This is a genomic window from Candidatus Phaeomarinobacter ectocarpi (assembly GCF_000689395.1).
In the GTDB taxonomy this organism is placed as follows: Bacteria; Pseudomonadota; Alphaproteobacteria; order CGMCC-115125; family CGMCC-115125; genus Pyruvatibacter; species Pyruvatibacter ectocarpi.
The window spans coordinates 1836880-1857358 of the sequence record NZ_HG966617.1; the positions used below are offsets into that span (position 1 = coordinate 1836880).

General features: G+C 58.7%; 22 protein-coding genes. 10 read left to right on the top strand and 12 right to left on the bottom strand.

Going from position 1 to position 20479, the window contains the following annotated elements:
* The first annotated feature begins 182 nt into the window (after nucleotides 1-182).
* Nucleotides 183-2339 carry a methyl-accepting chemotaxis protein gene (locus BN1012_RS08845; protein WP_081826305.1) on the top strand — a complete coding sequence of 719 codons (2157 nt, stop codon included), beginning with the start codon at nucleotides 183-185 and terminating at the stop codon, nucleotides 2337-2339.
* Nucleotides 2340-2414: 75 nt separating this feature from the next.
* On the opposite strand, the gene thrS is transcribed toward BN1012_RS08845, so the two are convergent.
* The 7 genes from thrS to BN1012_RS08880 form a co-directional block, all read right to left on the bottom strand.
* Nucleotides 2415-4355 carry a threonine--tRNA ligase gene (gene thrS / locus BN1012_RS08850; RefSeq protein WP_043949339.1) on the bottom strand — a complete coding sequence of 647 codons (1941 nt, stop codon included), beginning with the start codon at nucleotides 4353-4355 and terminating at the stop codon, nucleotides 2415-2417.
* 121 nt (nucleotides 4356-4476) lie between these two features.
* The gene (yidD, locus tag BN1012_RS08855; RefSeq protein WP_043949340.1) at nucleotides 4477-4782 is read right to left on the bottom strand and encodes a membrane protein insertion efficiency factor YidD; all 306 of its coding nucleotides are present in this window, start codon (nucleotides 4780-4782) and stop codon (nucleotides 4477-4479) included.
* Between the two features lie 91 nt (nucleotides 4783-4873).
* Nucleotides 4874-5584, bottom strand: a complete 711-nt coding sequence (locus tag BN1012_RS08860) for a copper resistance protein B (RefSeq protein ID WP_043949341.1) — start codon at nucleotides 5582-5584, stop codon at nucleotides 4874-4876.
* The gene (locus BN1012_RS08865; RefSeq protein ID WP_063958497.1) at nucleotides 5584-7296 is read right to left on the bottom strand and encodes a copper resistance system multicopper oxidase; all 1713 of its coding nucleotides are present in this window, start codon (nucleotides 7294-7296) and stop codon (nucleotides 5584-5586) included. Before BN1012_RS08865 ends, BN1012_RS08860 begins: the two co-directional genes overlap by 1 nt.
* A 6-nt stretch (nucleotides 7297-7302) precedes the next feature.
* Nucleotides 7303-7911: a cupredoxin domain-containing protein gene (locus BN1012_RS08870; RefSeq protein ID WP_052535617.1), complete on the bottom strand. Its 609-nt coding sequence runs from the start codon at nucleotides 7909-7911 to the stop codon at nucleotides 7303-7305.
* A 105-nt stretch (nucleotides 7912-8016) separates the two neighbouring features.
* Nucleotides 8017-8355 carry a hypothetical protein gene (locus BN1012_RS08875; protein WP_043949342.1) on the bottom strand — a complete coding sequence of 113 codons (339 nt, stop codon included), beginning with the start codon at nucleotides 8353-8355 and terminating at the stop codon, nucleotides 8017-8019.
* 33 nt (nucleotides 8356-8388) lie between these two features.
* The gene (locus tag BN1012_RS08880) at nucleotides 8389-8850 is read right to left on the bottom strand and encodes an iron-sulfur cluster assembly scaffold protein (RefSeq protein ID WP_043949343.1); all 462 of its coding nucleotides are present in this window, start codon (nucleotides 8848-8850) and stop codon (nucleotides 8389-8391) included.
* A gap of 367 nt (nucleotides 8851-9217) precedes the next feature.
* Between BN1012_RS08880 and folE the strand changes: the two genes are divergently transcribed.
* Nucleotides 9218-9814 carry a GTP cyclohydrolase I FolE gene (gene folE, locus BN1012_RS08885; protein ID WP_420887262.1) on the top strand — a complete coding sequence of 199 codons (597 nt, stop codon included), beginning with the start codon at nucleotides 9218-9220 and terminating at the stop codon, nucleotides 9812-9814.
* A gap of 91 nt (nucleotides 9815-9905) precedes the next feature.
* Nucleotides 9906-10400 carry a phosphoribosyl-AMP cyclohydrolase gene (hisI, locus tag BN1012_RS08890; protein ID WP_043949345.1) on the top strand — a complete coding sequence of 165 codons (495 nt, stop codon included), beginning with the start codon at nucleotides 9906-9908 and terminating at the stop codon, nucleotides 10398-10400.
* A 162-nt stretch (nucleotides 10401-10562) separates the two neighbouring features.
* Here hisI and BN1012_RS08895 read toward each other — a convergent pair whose 3' ends face one another.
* Nucleotides 10563-11102 carry a GNAT family N-acetyltransferase gene (locus BN1012_RS08895; RefSeq protein WP_052534911.1) on the bottom strand — a complete coding sequence of 180 codons (540 nt, stop codon included), beginning with the start codon at nucleotides 11100-11102 and terminating at the stop codon, nucleotides 10563-10565.
* A 133-nt stretch (nucleotides 11103-11235) separates the two neighbouring features.
* Here BN1012_RS08895 and BN1012_RS08900 point away from each other — a divergent pair, with 133 nt between their 5' ends.
* Both BN1012_RS08900 and BN1012_RS08905 read left to right on the top strand, forming a co-directional pair.
* Nucleotides 11236-12213, top strand: coding sequence for a patatin-like phospholipase family protein (locus BN1012_RS08900; RefSeq protein ID WP_043949346.1), 978 nt, complete (start codon nucleotides 11236-11238; stop codon nucleotides 12211-12213).
* Nucleotides 12214-12222: 9 nt separating this feature from the next.
* The gene (locus tag BN1012_RS08905; protein ID WP_043949347.1) at nucleotides 12223-12954 is read left to right on the top strand and encodes a glutathione S-transferase family protein; all 732 of its coding nucleotides are present in this window, start codon (nucleotides 12223-12225) and stop codon (nucleotides 12952-12954) included.
* Between the two features lie 16 nt (nucleotides 12955-12970).
* Here BN1012_RS08905 and BN1012_RS08910 read toward each other — a convergent pair whose 3' ends face one another.
* Nucleotides 12971-13402: a CBS domain-containing protein gene (locus BN1012_RS08910; protein ID WP_043950852.1), complete on the bottom strand. Its 432-nt coding sequence runs from the start codon at nucleotides 13400-13402 to the stop codon at nucleotides 12971-12973.
* 319 nt (nucleotides 13403-13721) lie between these two features.
* On the opposite strand from BN1012_RS08910, the gene BN1012_RS08915 reads away from it, so the two are divergent.
* Nucleotides 13722-15038: a DUF2157 domain-containing protein gene (locus tag BN1012_RS08915; protein WP_043949348.1), complete on the top strand. Its 1317-nt coding sequence runs from the start codon at nucleotides 13722-13724 to the stop codon at nucleotides 15036-15038.
* Nucleotides 15039-15041: 3 nt separating this feature from the next.
* Nucleotides 15042-15713 carry a GDYXXLXY domain-containing protein gene (locus BN1012_RS08920; RefSeq protein WP_043949349.1) on the top strand — a complete coding sequence of 224 codons (672 nt, stop codon included), beginning with the start codon at nucleotides 15042-15044 and terminating at the stop codon, nucleotides 15711-15713.
* Between the two features lie 91 nt (nucleotides 15714-15804).
* Here BN1012_RS08920 and BN1012_RS08925 read toward each other — a convergent pair whose 3' ends face one another.
* The 3 genes from BN1012_RS08925 to BN1012_RS08935 all read right to left on the bottom strand — a co-directional run bounded on the left by BN1012_RS08925 (nucleotide 15805) and on the right by BN1012_RS08935 (nucleotide 17688).
* A complete protein-coding gene (locus BN1012_RS08925; RefSeq protein WP_052534914.1) occupies nucleotides 15805-16146 on the bottom strand; it encodes a DUF4389 domain-containing protein in 342 nt (113 codons plus the stop codon).
* A 148-nt stretch (nucleotides 16147-16294) separates the two neighbouring features.
* On the bottom strand, nucleotides 16295-17074 hold the full coding sequence (locus BN1012_RS08930; RefSeq protein ID WP_043949350.1) for a rhomboid family intramembrane serine protease: 780 nt from the start codon (nucleotides 17072-17074) through the stop codon (nucleotides 16295-16297).
* Nucleotides 17071-17688 (bottom strand): 2-hydroxychromene-2-carboxylate isomerase, encoded by a 618-nt coding sequence (locus tag BN1012_RS08935; RefSeq protein WP_244442885.1) that lies wholly within the window; start codon nucleotides 17686-17688, stop codon nucleotides 17071-17073. The genes BN1012_RS08930 and BN1012_RS08935 overlap by 4 nt, the downstream gene beginning before the upstream one ends.
* A 185-nt stretch (nucleotides 17689-17873) precedes the next feature.
* Between BN1012_RS08935 and hfaA the strand changes: the two genes are divergently transcribed.
* Genes hfaA through BN1012_RS08950 form a run of 3 tightly spaced genes read left to right on the top strand, consistent with a single transcriptional unit; the run spans nucleotide 17874 to nucleotide 20356 of the window.
* Entirely contained in the window at nucleotides 17874-18482 is a 609-nt protein-coding gene (gene hfaA / locus BN1012_RS17630) for a holdfast anchoring protein HfaA (protein WP_052534916.1), read from the top strand.
* Complete coding sequence (gene hfaB / locus BN1012_RS08945) at nucleotides 18460-19650, top strand: holdfast anchoring protein HfaB (RefSeq protein WP_052534918.1); 1191 nt, start codon at nucleotides 18460-18462, stop codon at nucleotides 19648-19650. Before hfaA ends, hfaB begins: the two co-directional genes overlap by 23 nt.
* Nucleotides 19613-20356, top strand: coding sequence for a hypothetical protein (locus tag BN1012_RS08950; RefSeq protein WP_043949352.1), 744 nt, complete (start codon nucleotides 19613-19615; stop codon nucleotides 20354-20356). Before hfaB ends, BN1012_RS08950 begins: the two co-directional genes overlap by 38 nt.
* Nucleotides 20357-20479 lie beyond the last annotated feature (123 nt).

Sequence of the window (20479 nt, forward strand, 5' to 3'; positions counted from 1 at the left end):
TGAACCAAGACCATGACACGACTGAAAGGCGCCCGGGGCAACCGGGCGTCTTTCTACTTTTACGCGCATTGTTATCCACATGCGCGCATGGAGGGTTCACCCAAATTTAGGCTGCAACCCATAGCGTCGTATTCCGATAAATAACCCGCCACGCCACCTTCAGTGACCCTCGGAGCAGCTTGATGCGCGCACCACGCCTTTCTGAACTCACACTTTCTCAAAAACTTCCCGCCGTCATGATCGGCCTTACAGTTGCAGCGGTGACCATCACCACATCGCTGGCTTTCTTTGGTGCCAAAGACGCCCTGGACACGCAGGTCAGCAACAAGCTCCAGAACGTCGCAGCCGACCGTGCCCTCGAGGTGGAAGAATATGTCGATACCCTGGGACAGGAGCTGGCAATTCTGGCCACCAGCACGACTGTCATTGAAGCCATTGGGGCCTTCGACGATGCCTGGCTGTCGCTGGGCAGCAACGCCGCCGAGCAACTTCAGCGCGATTACATCACGGAAAACCCCCACCCCCCTGCCCAGCGCCATGAGTTGCTGACAAAGGAAGACGGGTCCTTCTATTCCCACACCCATAGCTACTACCACCCGTGGTTCAAGGACCTGCAGCAGCGTCGCGGGTATGACGATGTCTATCTGTTCACCACATCAGGCGACCTCGCCTACTCGGTGTTCAAGGATTCAGATTTCGCCACAAACTTCACGCAAGGAGAATGGGCGCAATCTGGCCTCGGCCGGGTGTTCCAGGCAGCAAAGGCCGCGGACCCGGGCACAATCATCTTTGAGGATTTTGCCGCCTACGGCCCATCTGCCGGCGAACCTGCAAGCTTCATCGGCATGCCGGTGTTTGACCGTATCGGCAACAGGGCCGGTGTGATCGCCTATCAGATCCCCGCAAGCGTCATCAATGGTCTGATGACCAAGAGCAATGGACTGGGCGAAACAGCGCAGAGCTTTCTGGTCGGGCCGGACAAACTCATGCGGTCAGATTCGCGGTTCAGTGCGACACCCACAACACTCAAACGCACTGTCACTTCCCAAGCGGCCACCCTTGGACTTGCAGGCAAGACCGGCGTCGTTTCCTCCGTCGATCTGACCGACGAACCAGCTTTTGCGGCCTATGACAGCGTCTCCCTGTTTGGCAGCGACTGGGCCGTCATTGTTGAAATCAGCAAGGCGGAAGCCGAAGCGGGCATCTCTTCCCTGCTCAACCAGTTTCTTCTGGTCGCAACGCTGGTGCTCATCGGCGCAGCCATCGTTGGCTTCTTTGTCGCTCGTGGCATTACACGCCCGCTGACCGCAATGACGTCCGCCATGGAGGGCCTCTCCAACAAGGACTGGTCAATCGACATTCCAAGCCTCGACCGCAAGGACGAGATTGGCGCCATGGCCCTGGCGGTGGAGAAGTTCAAAGGTGCAGGACAGGACGCCGAACGGCTTCAGAGCGAAGAAGCAGCACGCGAAGCCCGCGCCGCCGAAGACAAGCGGAATGCGATGAACCAGATCGCATCGGACTTCGAAGCCTCCGTCGGAGAAGTGGTGGAAGCCGTTGCGGCAACAGCCATGGACCTCAAGGACACTGCTCAGGGTGTGTCCTCCATCGCCGAGCAGACCACGGCACAATCCGCCACCGTCGCGGCCGCTGCTGAGGAATCGTCCGTCAACGTACAGACAGTGTCGTCAGCAACAGAAGAAATGTCTGCGTCCATCTCGGAAATGCAGCAACAGGTCATGCGCTCTCGCGATGTGTCCGAGAAGGCAGCGGAAAGCGTTGAAGAAGCCGCCGGCAAAGTGACCGGGCTGTCTGATGCAGCCCATCAGATTGGCGACGTGCTGGCACTCATTCAGGACATTGCCGAGCAGACAAACCTGCTGGCACTCAACGCCACCATCGAAGCCGCCCGCGCAGGCGATGCCGGCAAGGGGTTTGCTGTCGTGGCCAGCGAGGTCAAGTCGCTGGCCACCCAGACTCAGAAAGCCACCGAGCAGATCCGCGTCCAGATTTCTGGCGTGCAGTCTGAAAGTCAGACGGCGGTTGCTGCCATCAGCGGTATCCGGGACGTAATTTCCCAGGTGACGGAAATCAGTCAGGCCATTGCCCTGACCATTGAAGAGCAGGCCGCCGCCACCAATGAAATTGCCGGTAATGCGCAACAGGCGGCCAGCGGTACTCAGGAGGTTTCCACGAGTGTTCAGAGTGTCAGCGAGGCTTCACAGCAGGCGTCGGCGGCGTCCAGCCAGCTTCTGTCGTCATCAAACACCCTGGCCAAACAGGGCGACGTGCTGCGCGAGCGCATGCAGGCATTCATAAGCCAGATAAGAGCCGCATAACTCTCGACCCGCATTCAACAAAAAGGGCGGCACCCATCAGGATGCCGCCCTTTCTGTTTTCATTAGCAACCGGTGCTACTCGTCAGCCGCTGCAACCTTCGCGGCATGAGGCGGCAGGGCCTCTTCGGCAAGCAGCCTTGCGGCTTCTTCCAACGGCAGAATGGTCTGGGCCTTGGAGCCGAGCCGGCGGATCGCAACGGTGCGTTCCTCTTCTTCGCGCTGACCAACCACAAGCAAGGCCGGAACCTTCGCCAGCGAGTGCTCACGCACCTTGTAGTTGATCTTCTCGTTGCGGAAATCAGACTCCACATTGAGACCATGGCGCTTGAGCACGTCGATCACTTCGCGACCATATCCATCAGCATCAGATGTGATGGTGGCCACGACACACTGCAGCGGTGCAAGCCACAGCGGGAAGCGACCCGCGTGGTGCTCGATCAGGATGCCGAGGAACCGTTCCAGAGAGCCGAACAACGCCCGGTGGATCATGACGGGCACATGCTTGTCGCCATCCTCACCGATGTAGAAAGACCCAAGACGACCGGGCAGGTTGAAGTCCAGCTGTACGGTGCCGCACTGCCAGTCACGCCCAATGGCATCGCGCAGAACGAACTCGATCTTGGGGCCATAAAAGGCACCCTCGCCCTCATTCAGTTCATACTCGAGACCCGTCGCTTCAATCGCGGTCTTGAGAGAGGCTTCCGCCTTGTCCCAGACTTCGTCCGAGCCGACGCGCTTTTCAGGCCGGTCGGAGAATTTGAGCCGTACATCCTCAAAGCCGAAATCGCGGTAGATCGACAGGATGAGATTGGTAACGGTCACGCATTCGTCCGTGATCTGCTCATCTGTGCAGAAGATATGTGCATCGTCCTGCGTGAAGTGCCGCACACGCATCATGCCGTGCAACGCGCCGGACGGCTCGTAGCGATGGCACTTGCCGAACTCGGCAAACTTGAGCGGCAGCTCGCGGTAGCTGCGCAGCCCATGCTTGAAGACCTGCACATGGCCCGGGCAATTCATCGGCTTGAGGCAGAAGGTACGGTCATCCGGCGTAACGGATGTGTACATGTTCTCGCCGAACTTTTCCCAGTGACCGGATTTCTCCCACAGGGATTTGTCCATCACGTCAGGCGTGTTGATTTCTTCATACCCGGCCTTGTTCTGCTGATCCCGCATATAGTCGATCAGCGTCTGGAACATCCGCCAGCCATGGGGGTGCCAGAAAATCGAGCCCGGTCCTTCTTCTTGGAAGTGGAACAGGTTCATTTCGCGACCCAGCTTGCGGTGATCGCGCTTTTCTGCTTCTTCCAGCATCGTCAGGTGACGCTTGAGGTCTTTTTCATTGGCCCACGCCGTGCCGTAAATGCGCTGCAGCTGCGCATTGTTGCTGTCGCCACGCCAATAGGCCCCGGCAAGCTTGGTCAGCTTGAAGGCTTTGCCCACGCGGCCCGTAGATGGCAGGTGCGGCCCACGGCAAAGGTCCTTCCAGTCGCCCTGACGATAGACCGTGATCTCTTCGTTCTCGGGCAGGTCTGAAATGATCTCGGCCTTGTAGGCCTCACCTATAGACTTGAAGTGGTCAATCGCTTCGTTGCGATCCCACACTTCACGCGTGATGGCTTCGTCACGGTCAACGATTTCGGCCATGCGCTTTTCGATCTTCTCGAAATCATCCGTCGAGAACGGTTCCTCGCGGGCAAAGTCATAGAAGAAGCCGTTTTCGATGTTCGGGCCGATGGTGACCTGGGTGCCGGGAAACAGTTCCTGCACCGCCTCGGCCAGCACGTGCGCCGTATCATGACGAATGACCTCGACGCCCTCAGGTTCATCGCGCGTCACAAGCCGCACTGTGGCGTCCTGCTCGATTGGCCGCGTCAGATCCCAAAGCTCGCCGTCCACATCAATCAGGACGACTTTCTTGGCGAGTGATTTTGAAATGTCTTCCGCGAGCGCCAGTCCTGTGACGGCGTCTGGGAATTCACGAATAGATTTATCGGGGAGCGTCAGCTTGACCATCCCTCTCCTCCTCATTCTCTGCACACAATGCAGGTAAGCCCGAGAGCGTTAGTGGTGTGGGACAAATGGAGTCCCTATGAACCCGGGGTGCGTCGCACCCCAGACAGAAAGTCGACCGATTTTAGTCGGGAAACTTTTCCCGAATATGGGCACCGGTCCAGCGCCCGTTTTTCCAGGGAGTAAGCGCACTCACGTGCTCCAACTCCTCCGGCACCGGATCAAGCCCCTGTGTGCCCAACGGATGGCACCTCAGAATGCGTGACACAGCTAACCAGCCGCCCTTCCAAACCCCGAACCGGGTAATGGCCTCCTGCGCATAGTCAGAGCAGGTCGGCACATGTCGGCATCGCGGCCCCAACAGGGGCGACACGGCGTTCCTATAAACCCAGATGAGGCCCAAGGCCAGATACTTGAACGGATTAGGCATCGCCGCTTCTCACAACGTCCAAGCTAGGCGGACAGGATTAATCATGTGTTAACCCTGCCCGCCTTTGAGGACAATCGGCAAGCCTGCAGCCCTAATATGCGAAGCGAACCCCGGCGACAAAGGCCGTGGCATCCGTATCCTCGCCGTCTGCACGGGCAAAATCAGCCGTCTCACCGAGCTTGGCTTCGTAATTGACGCCGATATAGGGATTGAGACCGCCCGTCACCACATAGTGGAAGCGGAGTCCGGCTTCGATCTTGGAGAAACCGGAACCAATCTCACGTGCCTGATTCTCGCTGGCACTGATGTCCAGTTCCACCAGGGGCTGAACAAACGTGCGGCGGGTCAGGAAGATTTCAGTCTCAATTTCCGTACGAAAAGACACGTCCCCGTCATCAGACAGATAAGCATTGCCCTCGAACTCAACCCACTGCTCCAGCAGGCCGGTGAGGCCCAGCACCAGATGCGTCGTCTCCGGGTCCGGTGCCAGATCATGACGCACGCCGCCCTGGACATCGAAGAAGTCCGAGATCGGCCGCCGGTACAGAAGATGCACCTCCGAGCTTTCGAACTGGCCGCCACCAGTGCTTCGCTCAGCCTCAATGCCCAGAACGACCTTGTGGTCGTCATTGCCGATGACCAAGTCACCTTCAACGAAGCCCACATCATCGCCATCCTGGACACGGTATTCGAGCCGTTCCACTGAGGCGTGACTGAGGATCATGTTGTCCATTTCTGCTGCAACCGCCGGCAGAGTGGACACAGCGAGCACGCAGCCCGCTGCCACAAAACGCGCCCACATCAGTGATGCGCCTTTGCAGGAGCGTCCGCGTTGGCCATGCCCCAGAGCGTCTCAAGCTCCGGGTCGACCATTGCCGTTTCTTCAGGCCCGCCTTCCACGATGACCTTGCGGAACATGCCTGCAGCCATGTGGTACATGAGGTGGCAGTGAAACGCCCACTGCCCCGGCGCATCCACCTCGACATCCGCAGATATAGTGACGTTGGGCGGCACGGTCAGAACATGCTTGAGCGGGTTCCATTTGCCTGCCCCCACATCAACGATCTTCCACATGCCATGCAGGTGCATGGGATGCGCCATCATGGTCTCATTGATGAAGGTGAAGCGCACCCGCTCTCCATATTGGAGACGCAGGGGCTCAGCCTCCGACAGTTTCTTGCCGTTGATGGACCACATATAGCGCTCCATGTTGCCGGTGAGCCGGAGCCTGATCTCTCGGTCATAAGGCCGCTCTTCATAGAGTGGTTCCTGCGCGCGCAGATCAGCCAGCGACAGGAACTTGCCACCATTGGCTGCGTCCGGTTCCAGCCCCGAGCCAGGTGCATAGAACGGGTCATCATCCCCACCCGACATCGCACTCATGTCATGACCCATGGCCGCATGGTCCATCTTGGAATGGTCCATGGTTGCCATGTCGTGCCCCATCGCAGCGTGGTCCATACCGTCCATCGATCCATGATCCATGTCGGCCATGGTGAGCCGGGGTGGATCGCGAAGCTCCGGCACGTCGGCGAACATGCCCTCACGCGGGGCCAGCGTGCCGCGGGCAAACCCGTCGCGCGCCATGGTTTCCGCGAAGATCGTGAACGCCTTGTCCTCGCGTGGGCGGACAATCACGTCATAGGTTTCCGCCACCGCAATGCGGAACTCATCCACCGGCACCGGACGCACATTGTTGGCATCCGCCTGCACCACGGTCATCTTGAGGCCGGGAATGCGGACATCGAAGAAGGTCATGGCTGAGGCATTGATAAAGCGCAGGCGGATACGTTCACCCGGCTCAAACAAACCCGTCCAGTTCTGGTCCGAGTTTTGCCCGTTCATCAGATAAGTGTAGCCCTGCACATCGGAGATGTCGGATGGCATCATCCGCATCTCACCCCAGTCCAGCCGGTCTGAGATCGCTGCATCAAGACCATCCTCGGACGCATCCCTGAAGAACTCACCAACTGTGCGCTGGATACCATTGTAGTGATCCGGCGACCGCTTGAGGTTGCGGAACACCTGCATCGGGCTGTCTTCGTGCCAGTCTGACAGCACCACTGCATAATCCTGGTCATAGCGGAACGGTTCGCGACCTTCGGGCTCAATGATGATGGGGCCATACATCCCCGCTCCTTCCTGCAGACCGGAATGGGAGTGGTACCAATAGGTCCCCGCCTTGGGCGCCTTAAAGCGATAGGTAAAGGTCTCACCCGGCTTGATGCCTGGAAAACTCATGCCAGGGACGCCGTCCTGATCGAACGGCAGCACAAAGCCATGCCAGTGGATCGACGTATCAACCTTCAGCGTGTTGGTGACATTGATGGTGAGGTCTTCCCCCTCCTTGAAACGCAAGAGTGGCGCCGGCACCTGGCCATTGATGGCAAAGCCCGCCACAGGCTGACCAGATACCTCAAGGGAGATTGGACCCACTTCAAGGTCATAGGTCCCCGCCGCCGCAGGGACGATGCCTGCCAACAGACATAAAGCCGTCAGAATACGGAGTTTCATCACTGGCTACTCCACATCTACCGTGCCGACCATGCCGGCCGCATAATGGCCCGGCACGTTGCACGCAAACTCTATGTCACCGCCGGACGTGAAGGTCCACACAACGTCACCGCTCTTGCCCGGCTCAAGCAGTACGCTGTTGGGATGATCATGGGTCATCATGTGGCCGTCTTCGCCCATGGGGGTGTTCATCATCTCGTGATTGATGTGATCGCCCATCAGGACGCCGTGCTGCTGCATCATCATCATCTCGCCCTGATGCGCTTCATGATAGGACGGCGTGCCCAGATTGAACTCATGAACCAGCGTGCCGTTGTTGGCGATCTTGAAGTGGACAGTCTCGCCCGCCGAGACCGATAGCGTTTCCGGCTCAAAGTAGTTGTCACCCATGACGATCTCGATGACCCGTTCAGCATCCGCCAGCTTGCCCGGTTTGCCGAAGGACATAGGGCCTGCCATTGCCTGCTGTGCACCATGCATCGAACCATTCATCGAACCGTGCCCGGCGCCATGATGATGGTCCCCTGAACCGGCAGCATGTGCACTCCCGACAGAGATAAAGGCACATGCTGCAATCAGTGAGGGCAGCTGATGAAAACGAATTTTGATAGACATGAAGAAGCTCCGCATATGAGCGCGAGGCGTCCCGGTCGGGCACGCTGGCGCAGATGGATTGTCTGAAAGGCTCAAGCTGAAGCCGCCGTTGAAAACGGCAGCGACCTAGCTCAGACGGGGCGGAGGTGGATCGAGTGTGTAGGTCTTGCCAACGCTGGCAGGCGTAAAGGCAGCCTCAAACGAGGCATGGACCCATGGCTGCGCAACGCGCAACGGTCCCGATGCCGTTTTGATGCCGACCATGCAGGACGCTGCTAAAGGACACAGACGAAGTTTGGACGGGTCCGTTTCCGGGTCCACGGGCATGTCGTGGCCGGTGTTGTCCATCTCCATCATGTCACACCCAAAGGCATGCGCGCCCGCCATGTCAGCGGACGCAAAGGCCGGAGCAGCAGCCGTGATAAGAATCAGGACGGCCAGAAATGGTGCAATGAAGAAGCGCATGTGAGAACGATGCACCTTCCAGCAGGGGGAAGGTCAAGCAGCACTTTGTGTTTCAACCTGGCCGATCGCATCAAGCGTCGCCTCGAAGGTGAGCAGGATCGACTGATGGCGATTGCGGAACTCACGGGCCGGCTGAAGAACCTCGAGATCGGACCACTTGCCCGTGGGGGGCGCACCCTCCTCCTTCAGCATGGCCCGCATGGCATCCCGCGCCACTTTAACCTCATCGCGAGTGGAGCCGACGATATGTGCGGCCAGGACTGACGAGGACGCTTGCCCCAGGGCGCAGGCCTGAACCTCATGGGAAAAGTCACTGACTTTTCCTTGGGCCATCTTGAGATGCACGGTCACTTTGGACCCGCACATCTTGCTGATGGCCGTCGCGGACGCGTCTGCATCCTCCAGAACGCCAATCCGCGGAATATCTGCGGCGAGTTCCAGAATCCGGCGGTTGTAGACCTCGTTGAGGCCATTTTCGGTGACTGTTTGGCTCATGACGCTGAATTTGTGCTCAAATCGGCAGAATTCCAAGCCCTCTTGTCATCCAACCTTGCGCAACACACGTATGTCTTAACGGTTTCAGACAAGATGTGTTCGCGGCTGATATCGCAAATGTGCAATACTGTATGCGCAGTTTAAGCAATGTGGACCGGGCCTGCCCGTGCCATATATCCACTACCGGCGCGCGTGCCGAATACTAAAAGACTGAGCCGTTACAAGGCTTCGCGCCCCGATTTCACCAATGAAGCGCCTCGCCGCGCCTCATTCCCGGATGTTTTCGCTACCGGGACGGGGGGCCGCGCGTGCGCAAGGAAGGACCAGACCGATGGACGCCATGGTTGATAAAATGGATGCCACCGACATGACTGAAACGACAGAGACCCGCCCCAGCCGCTCCGAAGCCGAAGCAGCCGTGCGGACCCTTATTTCGTGGGCCGGTGACAACCCGGACCGCGAAGGCCTGATCGACACCCCATCACGGGTTGTCCGCGCCTACGAGGAATTCTTCGAAGGCTATGATGAGGACCCTTCCGAAGTGCTGGGACGCACCTTTGAAGAGGTTGAGGGCTACAACGACATCGTGATGCTTCGCGATATCTCGCTGGAAAGCCACTGTGAACATCACATGGTGCCGATCCTCGGCAAGGCGCACATCGCCTATATGCCGATCAACTCTGTTGTGGGCATTTCCAAGCTGGCCCGCGTGATCGAGATCTACGCCAAGCGCCTGCAGACGCAGGAGACCATGACGGCCCAGATTGCTGAGACCATTGTCAGCGCCCTGAAGCCTGCCGGTGTCGCGGTGATGATTGAAGCAAAGCACCAGTGCATGACGACGCGCGGCATCAAAAAGCCCGATGTGGCCACGATTACGACCCAGTTCACGGGCGTCTTCAAGGACGATCCGCGCATGGAAGAGCGTTTCTTCCGCCTTGTGCGCGGCGACCGTAGCTACTAGAACCTGTCGCTTCAGACATGATTTCTGCGGCCCTGCATATTATGTATGCAGGGCCGTCGTTGTTTGCAGATGTTATTTGCGAGTTAGACCCATGACCACAAAACCTGAATTTGCCCCCCGCGTGACCGTTGAGCAGGTGGAAGAAGGCCACGACCTGGCACCGAAGTTCGATGCCAATGGCCTGATGCCGGTTGTGACCACGGATGTGCATACAGGTGACGTGCTGATGGTCGGCTACATGAACGACGAGGCTTTTGCCAAAGCCATCGAGACCGGTGAAGCGCACTACTTCTCCCGCTCGCGTCAGGCTGTCTGGCACAAGGGTGCGACCTCTGGCCTTGTCCAGAAGATCGTCGAGCTGCGCATCGATGACGATCAGGACTCGGTGTGGATGAAAGTGGACGTGGCCGGCTCGGGCGCCTCATGCCACGTCGGCTACATGTCCTGCTTCTATCGCGAAATCCCCATGGGGGAACGCGAGACCGAAGGTGACTTCAAGTCGGTGGTACTGACCTACAAGGAAGACCAGAAGACGTTCGACCCGGTCGAAGTCTATGGCGACGCGCCGAACCCCACCAAGCTCTAGAGCATCACGCGCACCGTGTCCGCGGACTTGATCCGGGGTCCACTTGCAGGTCGGCATCTGCGAGCCTGTCGGTTTAAGTCCTTGCGCGCGTCATGCGCATCACCCCGCCTGCACCGCTCTCAATCAAGCGGTCTGCGAGTAGGCCCCGGATCAAGTCCGGGGCTACGGTGTGACCTGGCGTGGACCGCCCCACTGGTCCCGGTTCATCTTGCAGAAGAAATGCGGCAGACCGACGTGGTCCCCGTGATGGGTGAACACGAAGCCTGCGCCCTGCATGACTTTCTGTGAGGCAGTGTTGCGTACGAGCGTGAAACACCATGCTTCTTCAAGGCCGGTGCGCTCAAACACATCGTCCACGCAGGGCCGTGCAAACTCGTGACCCCGCCCCTGCTTCCAGAAATCAGGCGCCACTGCATAGGCCAGTTCCACAATTGGCTTGCCGTAAAACAGCACAAGCCGCAGTCCGGCATAGGCACAAAACCGGTCCGTCTCCTTGTCGGTGATGTGCCAGATGCCAAACCCATGGAGGTCCCAGTGGGCCGCCCATGTGCGCGCGGCATCACGGCTCTTTTGCTCGGGAAAGGGCTTGCCGTCGGCGGACAGGGTATCGGTCGCGCGTGCATCGGCCTGAATGGCTCTGAGATCCTGCCAGTCACCCGGCTGGAATGGACGGAAGGTCATGCGGTCGGTCTCAAGCTCCATCGCTCACGTCTCCTCAATTCTGTCGCCCAAGAGTGACTTGCACATATGGCCAATGCTGGCATCCTGCGGCCAACGATATTGACCAAGAGTCGCATGAGCCAAAACGGCTGCGGACCATAAGGATTTTGAGGCTATGACGCGACCCCGAATTGGCTTGGCACTTGGCGGCGGCGTCGCGCGCGGCTGGGCGCATATCGGCATCATGCGGGTGTTGATGGAAGAAGGTATCAAGCCGGACATTATTGCGGGTACCTCCATCGGGGCTGTTGTGGGCGGCTGTTACTCCGCCGGCAAGCTGGATGAAATCGAGGCCTGGGCCCGTAGCCTCACACCCCGCCGTGTCCTGGGATTGCTCGACATGACCTTTGGCGGGTCTGGTCTTTTGTCCGGCATGAAGCTCGCCCGGCTCCTGGAAGATGATCTGGGAGACGTCGAACTACAGGAACTGGGCACGCGCTTCATTGCCGTCGCGACGGAGCTGGCAACCGGTCATGAGATCTGGCTGCGGGAGGGAAAGCTCGTTCCCGCCCTGCGGGCGTCCTATGCCCTGCCCGCTGTCTTCACGCCGGTCAAAATCGAAGATCGCTGGCTGGTGGATGGGGCGCTGGTGAACCCGGTCCCGGCCTCCGTATGCCGTGCGTTCGGCGCGCGCCTCGTGATTGCCGTGTCCCTGTCCTCTGACACCTATGGGCTTGGCATGGTCACCGAAGGTGAACAGATAGACAAGCTGGACTTTGGATATGACGAACAGCAAAACGGCGGCGGCGCATCCCTCGCCCGTGCCATGGTCTCCCGCGCCACGCGGCCTGACCGCGCGCTGGTACGTCAGCTTTTTGGCTGGGACAAAAAAACGCCTGGCATCACGACAGTGATGATGGGCGCCCTCAACATTATTCAGGACCGCCTCGCACGCATGCGCCTTGCCGGTGATCCACCCGATGTGATGGTGGCTCCACGTATCGGCCACATCTCCCTGAGCGATTTTCACAAGGCAGACGAGTGCATCAAGCTAGGCGAAGAAGCCGCGCGGGAGGCCATGCCGGTGATCCGGGAGGCCATGGATTTCCTCAGTGGCAAACCCGACATGCCCGGCGAACCGGTTTCGGAGTAGGAGCGCCAGATGGCCATCGACCTTTACACCGCGGCCACACCGAATGGCTGGAAGGCCTCGATCATGGTGGAAGAACTCAAGGAGGCCGGTGCAGCGCTGCCAGCGGTCTCGGTCCACACCATCGACCTGCGCAATGGAGATCAGTTTTCCGACGCCTTCACCGCCATCAATGCAAATCAGAAAATTCCGGCGATCATCCATGATGGCCGGGCCATAATGGAAAGCTGCGCCATTCTGGAATATCTGGCGGAGCAATTCCCGACCCCGCTTCTGCCTTTGGATGAGCGCAAGTGGGATGTGGTGCCATGGCTCTATTGGCAAGCAGCCAATCTCGGCCCGACGTTCGGAAACAAGCTCAGCTACACGCGCTACATGGACGACGTGGAGCCGATCAAGAAAGAGCACCCGCTGACGCGCTTCAACAATGAAGCACAACGTCTTGTTGCGATTCTGGAATCGCGGCTTGAAGCCCACGACTTCATCTGTGGAAATGAGTTTACCGTCGCCGACATTTCCATCTGGCCATGGGTGCGCGGCTGGAAATGGAGCAAGGTGGACATCACCAAGTCCCCCCGCCTCATGGCGTGGGTGGACCGTGTAAGGGCGCGTCCAGGTGTTGAACGCGGCATTGCCTATGGTGTGCCAAAGGACGAGATCGACCAATGGAGCGCAGAACGCAAAGCTCAATACGCCAAGTCAGGCGCAAGCATTGCGTCCAATACGCCCCAAAAATCGACCTAACGGCGAATCAAAACTCTTAGCCGCTGGCGATATACGCCTTCAAAGATTCAGCTTCGAGTTCCGCATCAGCGATGCGCCGCTTCACGACGTCACCGATTGATATGATCCCGGTCAGCTTGCCGTCTTCTGTGACAGGCAGGTGCCGCATGCGCCCTGCCGTCATCATTTCCATAAGACGCTCGGTTGAATCCTGCAGGCTGCAGGTCACAACTTCGCGGGTCATATGGGCCGATACCGGTTCTTTGAGCGCATCGCAGCCGCTGCTTGATGTCGCCCGCACAATGTCACGTTCAGACAGGATGCCTGCCACGCGCTGTGCAAAGTCGGTCACGACGATGGCGCCAATGCGCTTTGCCGCCAGCATATTGACCGCGTCCTGTAACGTGGCCTCTGGCGTAATCGTCGCAACATCCCGACCCTTGTCCTTCAGGATGCTAGATACAGTCATCACACGCTCTCCCTTATCCAGCGATGATGAAACAAACGCGAAGCACCGCTTATCCGCAGAATTCAGCCGAATATGGCCCATTTACTGCGGAAACACGTACGAATCCTTCTCAGGAACACTCCGCGCATACGAACCGCAAGTATGAGCGCGACATTCCGACGCGACAAGCCAAGAAGATGAACAAGGTCAACAAGTTAGGACAGCTATGTTGACACATTTAGGGGCTTTTATGACAGATTTCAGAGCCTAAGCTGGCCGCATTTCCGGCGCATTACCCGCCTACTCGCGTTCCACCACATATTCCAGGGACGGCCCGACCATGATCCTGCGGCAGCAATATCTCAAACGCCTGAAGGGCGATCTCGACCGCTGGTCCCAGCGTGGTCTGGTGGATCCAGCCAAGATCCCCGCCATCATCAAGGACGCTGAAGGCACCGGCAGCGGCACGTCCCTCACCACCATTCTGGCTGTGCTTGGTGTGGTTCTGCTCGGCTTTGCGGCCATGAGCTTTGTGGCCGCCAACTGGACCGAGATGTCGAAGCTCACAAAACTGCTGATGCTGGCATTTGGCATGTGGGGCGCGGTGGGCATTGCCGCATGGCGCATCCGTGTGGATGAGGAAGGCGATGAGGTTGGTCGGGCGCTCTACACCGAAGCAGCCATTCTTCTGGCGGTGATACTGTTCGGTGTCTCGATCATGTTGATCGGCCAGATGTATCACATCGGCGGCGAGTACTCGGACGGCCTGATGCTGTGGCTGGCAGGTGCCTTGCTGACCGCCTGGCTGGTGCCATCACGCGCTGCGCTCATACTGGCCATCATCCTTGCGCCCATGTGGAGCGTCGCCGTCCTGACCGAGGACCCAAGCGTCCTGCACTGGCAGTTCCTGATCCCCATCTCCTTTGCCAGCCTGCTTGCCGCCGGCATGGGGTGGCGCCCGGCGGCTCACCTCATCATCTTTGCCTGGGGTGTCTGGTTCTTCGTGACGGCCATGTGGCTGCTGGGGCACCTCGACTGGTCGCTGGACAGCGTGATGGTGCTGGCAACCCTGGTGGCCCTCACCATCTTCGCCAAGGGGCATATCTCCCTGCGCGTCATTGCTCCCTTTGAGGACGCGATGATCCATTGGGGACTGTTTGCTGCCATGGCCGTGGCGTTCTGGTTGCCTCTGGCAGCAGAAGGTCTGCTGCCCGACGAAGACCATTACATGTGGCTGGCTGCCCTACTTGGCGCTGCTGTGTTGGGGACCAGCGGGTGGGCCTTTTCCCAGTCGCGCCTGCTGTTGCCGGACATGGCCGTGATTGTTGGTGCCGTGCTGGTGCTCATCGCATTTCCCTATGCACGCCTTGCCTGGGGTGACGTCATCGATTGGCTCTTCGTCATTGCCTATTTTGGAGCGTCGGTCTGGTGCGTCAGTTATGGCACCCGCACCCATGACCGCTTCAGCATCAATCTGGGCTTTGCAGCCTTCGGCCTCATGGCGCTTTACGTCTACTTCGAAACAGTAGGCACTTTGCTGGACACCGCCGCCTTCTTTGCCATCGGCGGCCTGCTGCTCATCGGCCTGAGTGTAGGCCTTGGCCGCATCAGGACGCGGCTGCTGGCACAACAATCCAAATCACAGACGGAGGGCTGAGCCATGACGGACTGGCTTGAAAGCATTTCGCGTGCGCCTTACCGGTTCTGGGGCTTGATCCTTGCGGGCGTTTTGATGACCGCCCTGCTGGGCCAGATCGTGATCGAACGCATCACCCTGCTCTCCTCGGGAACGGAAGTCCGGCTGGCGACTGCACCAGTCGATCCGCGCGACATCTTCCGGGGCGACTACGTCATCCTGACTTATGACATCTCACGGCTGCCAATGGACAGCCTTGCAGAAGACGCCGACGACCTGACTGCAGGTAGCCCTGTTTATGTGACGTTAACAGAACATGCAGACGGGCTATGGCGTGCCAACGGTATTTTTCCGGACTACCCGGATACTGAAGGAACCGCAGTCACCATTAAGGGCCGCATAGCATGGTTGGATAGAAGTCCCACCACACCGACCACCGTTGCCCCCGACGTGGACGGCATCACGCCGACGCCAGCCGTACCGGAGTCTGAACGTTGCGTGCGCTGCCTGCAGGCGACAATTGAATACGGGATTGAAAGCTACTTCGTACCGGAAGGCGAAGGGCGTGTACTCGAAGACATGCGCGACGAACGCAGCATAACGGTGATTGCAGCCGTTGCTGAAAACGGAACCGCCGCCATCAAGGGGTTGATCCTCGACGGCGGCGATCCTGTGTATCTGGAGCCTTTGCTCTAGCAGAGCCGACCTCTTGGACTAGCCTCTGATCTAGCCGAGCCGACCTCTTAGACTAGCCTCTGCTTTAGCAGGGGGCAGGTCTCAGAACGAACTAGTCGTCGTTCTTGGTGTCCGGGAAGCGGTTCAGCGGGAACGGCTTCTGATCCTGATTGAACGTCACATAGGCCAGGCACTGCCAGACGAACTGAATGAGGTTGCGGCTGAAGGTCTTGAGTTCTTCATTGGCTTCACCTCGAACAAGTATCACCACGAACTGCAAGGCACCGAGGAAAATCGAGATCGAGAAGGCCAGATTTCCGAGGAACCAGAAACCAAGCATAAACAGCAGCCGGACCCAGAGCGCTTCATCACCATTGGCATCAGAACCGAGGCGTTTGGTGGTGGTGTCTTCGTTGGGTGTTTCACCGGCGTTAGAAGCTGTGGCGTCGCTCATTTTGAACAATCACTCCTGAAAAAAGGATGCTCCGCAGGCATCCGACTGCCGCATCAAGTGACACGTCTGGTGCGCGGGGCGTGTTCTGGATTTGGGAAGTCACGCAACGCTTTCAATAGGTTAATCCCTATTTTCCGTAAGTTGCTTGTTATTCATCTGCCTCGACCCCCGGATCGAACCGGCGGAACAGCAAAATCCCCGCAACGAAGCCCGCAATATGAGCCTCCCAGGCAATGTTCTGGGTCTCGGATGTGGCACCGACGCCCAAAAAACCCATTAGCAAGGCCAGTCCGAGCCAGACCCCAACAAACATCATGGCCGGGCCGCTGGACAGCACTTTGTGGGCAGGGCGGCGTGGAATGGCACGCAGGGCCTCGGTTGAGTGATCAAACCCAAAGCGCGCCAGGGGGCCGCTGCTTTCGAAAACAAACAGCGCCGCCCCGGCAATGACGCCGGAAATGGCACCTGAGGCTCCGACAACAATCACAAACTCGCCGACATGGGCCGTTGCGTAAACGATCCCGGCAATGATGCCGCAAATCAGGAAAAACCCGATAAACCGGAATGTCCCCAGCCGTCGTGCGACAGGGGTGCCGAAAGCCAGCAACCAGACCGAGTTAAAGACCAGATGCATCCAGCCGCCATGCAGGAAGATGTAGGAGAGCGGAGTCCATACGGCGCCCCAGACCGGATAGGGAAAGACCAGCTGCGCCCCGTCGGGCCCCGCCCCATAGCGCGCCGGAATGAGCGCAAAATTGGCAAGAAACTGAAAATCCGCCTGTATGTCGAACAACAGCTCACGCGCCAGATGAATGCCAATAAAGACCGCCACCAGGCCAATCAGGATGGTTGGCGCCCGAAACATGGGATAACTGGCTGGCGGCTGGCGGTCATCGGAACCCCCCGATGGGGTCAGGTCGTCATTCACGCGGCATCTCCTGCGGCTTTGAGGGCGGATTCAACAAGTTCCAGCCTGTCATTGCCGAAATACATGTCCGTCTTGTTAACGAACATGGTTGGCGAGCCAAAGCCACCACGCTCAATGACTTCTTCTGTATTGGCTCTCAAACGACCCTTGGCATCGTCAGACTTGATGGCCGCCTGGAACCCGTCCCAGTCCAGCCCCGCCTGATCGCAGATCTCGTTAAGGATTTCAGGCTGCGAGATATCCTTGAGATCACCCCAATAGGCCTCAAAAGCCGCGCGGCTGTAGTCCACGACCTTGCCTTCATCCAGCGCATAGATGGCCCCACGCATCACATCAACGGCCCGCACGGGGAACACCGGCGGCATGCCGATCTTGACGCCGCAGAACTTTGCCCAGTCCTGCAAATCCTTAACGTAATAACGCCCCTTTACGGGATGCGGATTGGCACGCTGCTCATAGACCGCTTCGTTAACCTTGTTGAAGATGCCGCCCACCAGAACCGGCCGCCAGTCGATGGTCGCCCCTGCCCGCCTGGCCACATCTTCCACCCGAGAGAAGGCCAGATAGGTCCAGGGGCTGGAACAGTCGTAAAAGAACTCGAGGGTCGCTGGCACGTGATCTCTCCCAATAAGCTGCATTTTGCGTCGTTTTCAGCCCTAGATGGCCGTAACCGCACCAAATTGGCAAGCCGCCCCAATCCACCATGCCCCGTTTAAGCACGCCCTGAGCAGGTGAGTGTCCCGCTTTGGATCAAACCGGGACATCTCAGACTGGCACGGTTCTCGCGGTTGTCAGCTTCATGAACGATCGCCACCAGGCCCCACCACTGAAAACTGCCGTTTCCATGGTTAATCCGTATTCGGACGGCACGGTTTTTCACTGGCACGGCCATTGCTCCTATCGGTCTGTGCGCTACCCCCGGACGCACATCAACGAAGGAAAGCGACACGCCATGTTGGGCTCTACGCAAAACCAGAAAAAAGCACAGAAGCGTACCGAATGGTTCGCAGCTGTTGCCGGTGGCGTTGCAGCCCTGGGCATTGCAGCCCTGAGCATGACGGCAGGTGAAGCTCTGGCGGCCAACGAGCCGTGGGAAGAGAACTACACCATGAACACCCCATACGGTGATCAGCCGGGCGAAACCAATCGCGCCTTCAACCCGTCAACCCGTGATGCAAATGGGAATCGGGTCGTTTCCAATACGTTCACTCAATTCAGCAACACTGCAGGTGTCGCTGGTGAAGGTTCTGGCGTCGGGACTTCTGGCATCTTCGGCTCTGCGTTGGCCGTCGGTAACCAGCTCAACGTCGTAACCAATGGCAACAACAACACAGTGATCGTCAACTCAACACAAATAAACAATGGCGATCAGGAGGCCGTTCTCAATGGCACGCTCGATCTTGACTAAATCCCCGACAAAGACACGCACCCCGCTTCGCGGCATTGCACTGACGTTTGGCGCGCTGGCTCTGGCCGGCTGCATCAGTCCTGTTGCAGGCCCCAGCGGCACCTACGCGACACCAATCGGCAACGCGCCGGTGATCAGCAACGAAACGCCGTACTCCACGGCACTGCGTTGCCTGTCCCGCCACGTGCGCAGCCAGGGCATGTCCGGTCCGCGCATCGCGGTTGGTCAGATTGCTGACTACACCGGCAAGGAAGAATTTGAAGGCGGCCGCAAGGTCACCCAGGGCGCAGCCCTGATGGCCATCTCCGCCCTTGCCAAGTCCGGCGTTCGTCTCGTCGAACGTTTCGACACAGGCGTCTCCGAGCTTGAGCTGAAATATGCCAACAACAAGCTGATCGGCGACACGGGTGAAAAGGGTGCGTACCGTCAGGTACACGCCGGCCAGATCCCCGGCTCCGACTATTACCTCGTTGGCGGCATCACGGAACTGAACTTCAACATCCGCTCCGGTGGTCTTGACGGTCTGTTCTCTGAAGAAAACCCACTGGGCACAACGGCAACTCTGGTTGCCAAGCAGTATGTGCTGAATGTTGGTCTTGACCTCCGCCTGGTGCGCACATCCACACTCGAAGTTGTGGACGTGATCTCCTACCAGAAGCAGATCATCGGCCGCGAACTGCGCGCAGGTGTGTTTGACTTCTTCGGCGGCAACCTTATCGACGTTGGTGCTGGTGAAAAGGCTCTTGAGCCAATCCAGCTGGCAGTTCGCTCTGTCGTGGAACGTGCCGTGCTTGAGATGGTCGGCAGCCTCTACTCTGTTGGTCCACAGACCTGCAACGGCAACGATCCCCTGGGTGGCGGCAGCCTGCACAACAATCGCTACGTGAACGACCTCAACGGGTCCTCCCACGCAGTGAAGGTTCCCCACGCAACACAGGGTCACACGACCCAGACCTACGCAGCTGCACCGACCTACAATGCACCTGCTCCGATCCAGGCTGCTCCGGCTTACCCCGCAGCAACACCTTACTCCCCCCGTGCAGTAGCTCCACAGCCTGCACCGATGACGACTTCTGGAGGATACGACTATGGCACACGCAATCGCCCGTACGGCTGGTATGCAGGCTCTAATGGCAACGTCGATAGCGGTCTTCGCGGCTCTCTCTAGCGCTGCCTACGCTCAGGAAGCCACCACGGGTGGTGCCACGACAGGCGGTGTAGGTGCCGACGCGATTGTTGACGCCATTGCAGACACCGATGCCTCAGACGCATCCTCTGCAGCCCCTACGCTGCCAACGTCTACGGTCCTCAACGGCCAGATCAACCTCAACTCGGTGATCTCGGATGTGAAGGTTGTGTATGACGACGGCTCCGGCGTGGACGCAACTGCGGCTTCATTTGCCAACGATTTCACGGCGGCGACCCGAGGCTCAACTCTGGACCTCACATCGAACCAGACCAATGACGGCCAGGTGCGTGCAAAGGTTGACGTGACTGTGGACACCATCGACGGCTATGTGGGTGCAAACTCTGTGGCCATCGGCAACAAGGTTCTCGCCGGCTCCAACTTCACCGGGTCCAACATGGCCATCGGGCAGACCAACAACGCCCGGGTGACAGCAACGACCAACCTCACAACCAGCGATGGCTGGGGTCAGGTACACGGTTCGGCCACAGCTATCGGCAACTCCGTTCATGGAGCCGCCGCCGGCTATGGCAATGAGGCACCCCTGAACGCGACGAGCAATCAGACGAATAACGCCAACATCAAGTCTTCTGTGAACCTGAAGACGGACAACACAAACCACGCGGCCTTCTCATCTATCCAGGCCACGTCAATCGGCAACACCGCCACTTACGGCTCAGACTGGTAGGCCACGCAGGGCAGACTTCTGAGACGTATCGAGCAGCGCTAACAACCGTCGGGGTTCTAGGCGCAAACACTAAGGGGAGATCCAGAACGGATCTCCCCTATTTTTTTGTGCCGTGTGGATGTG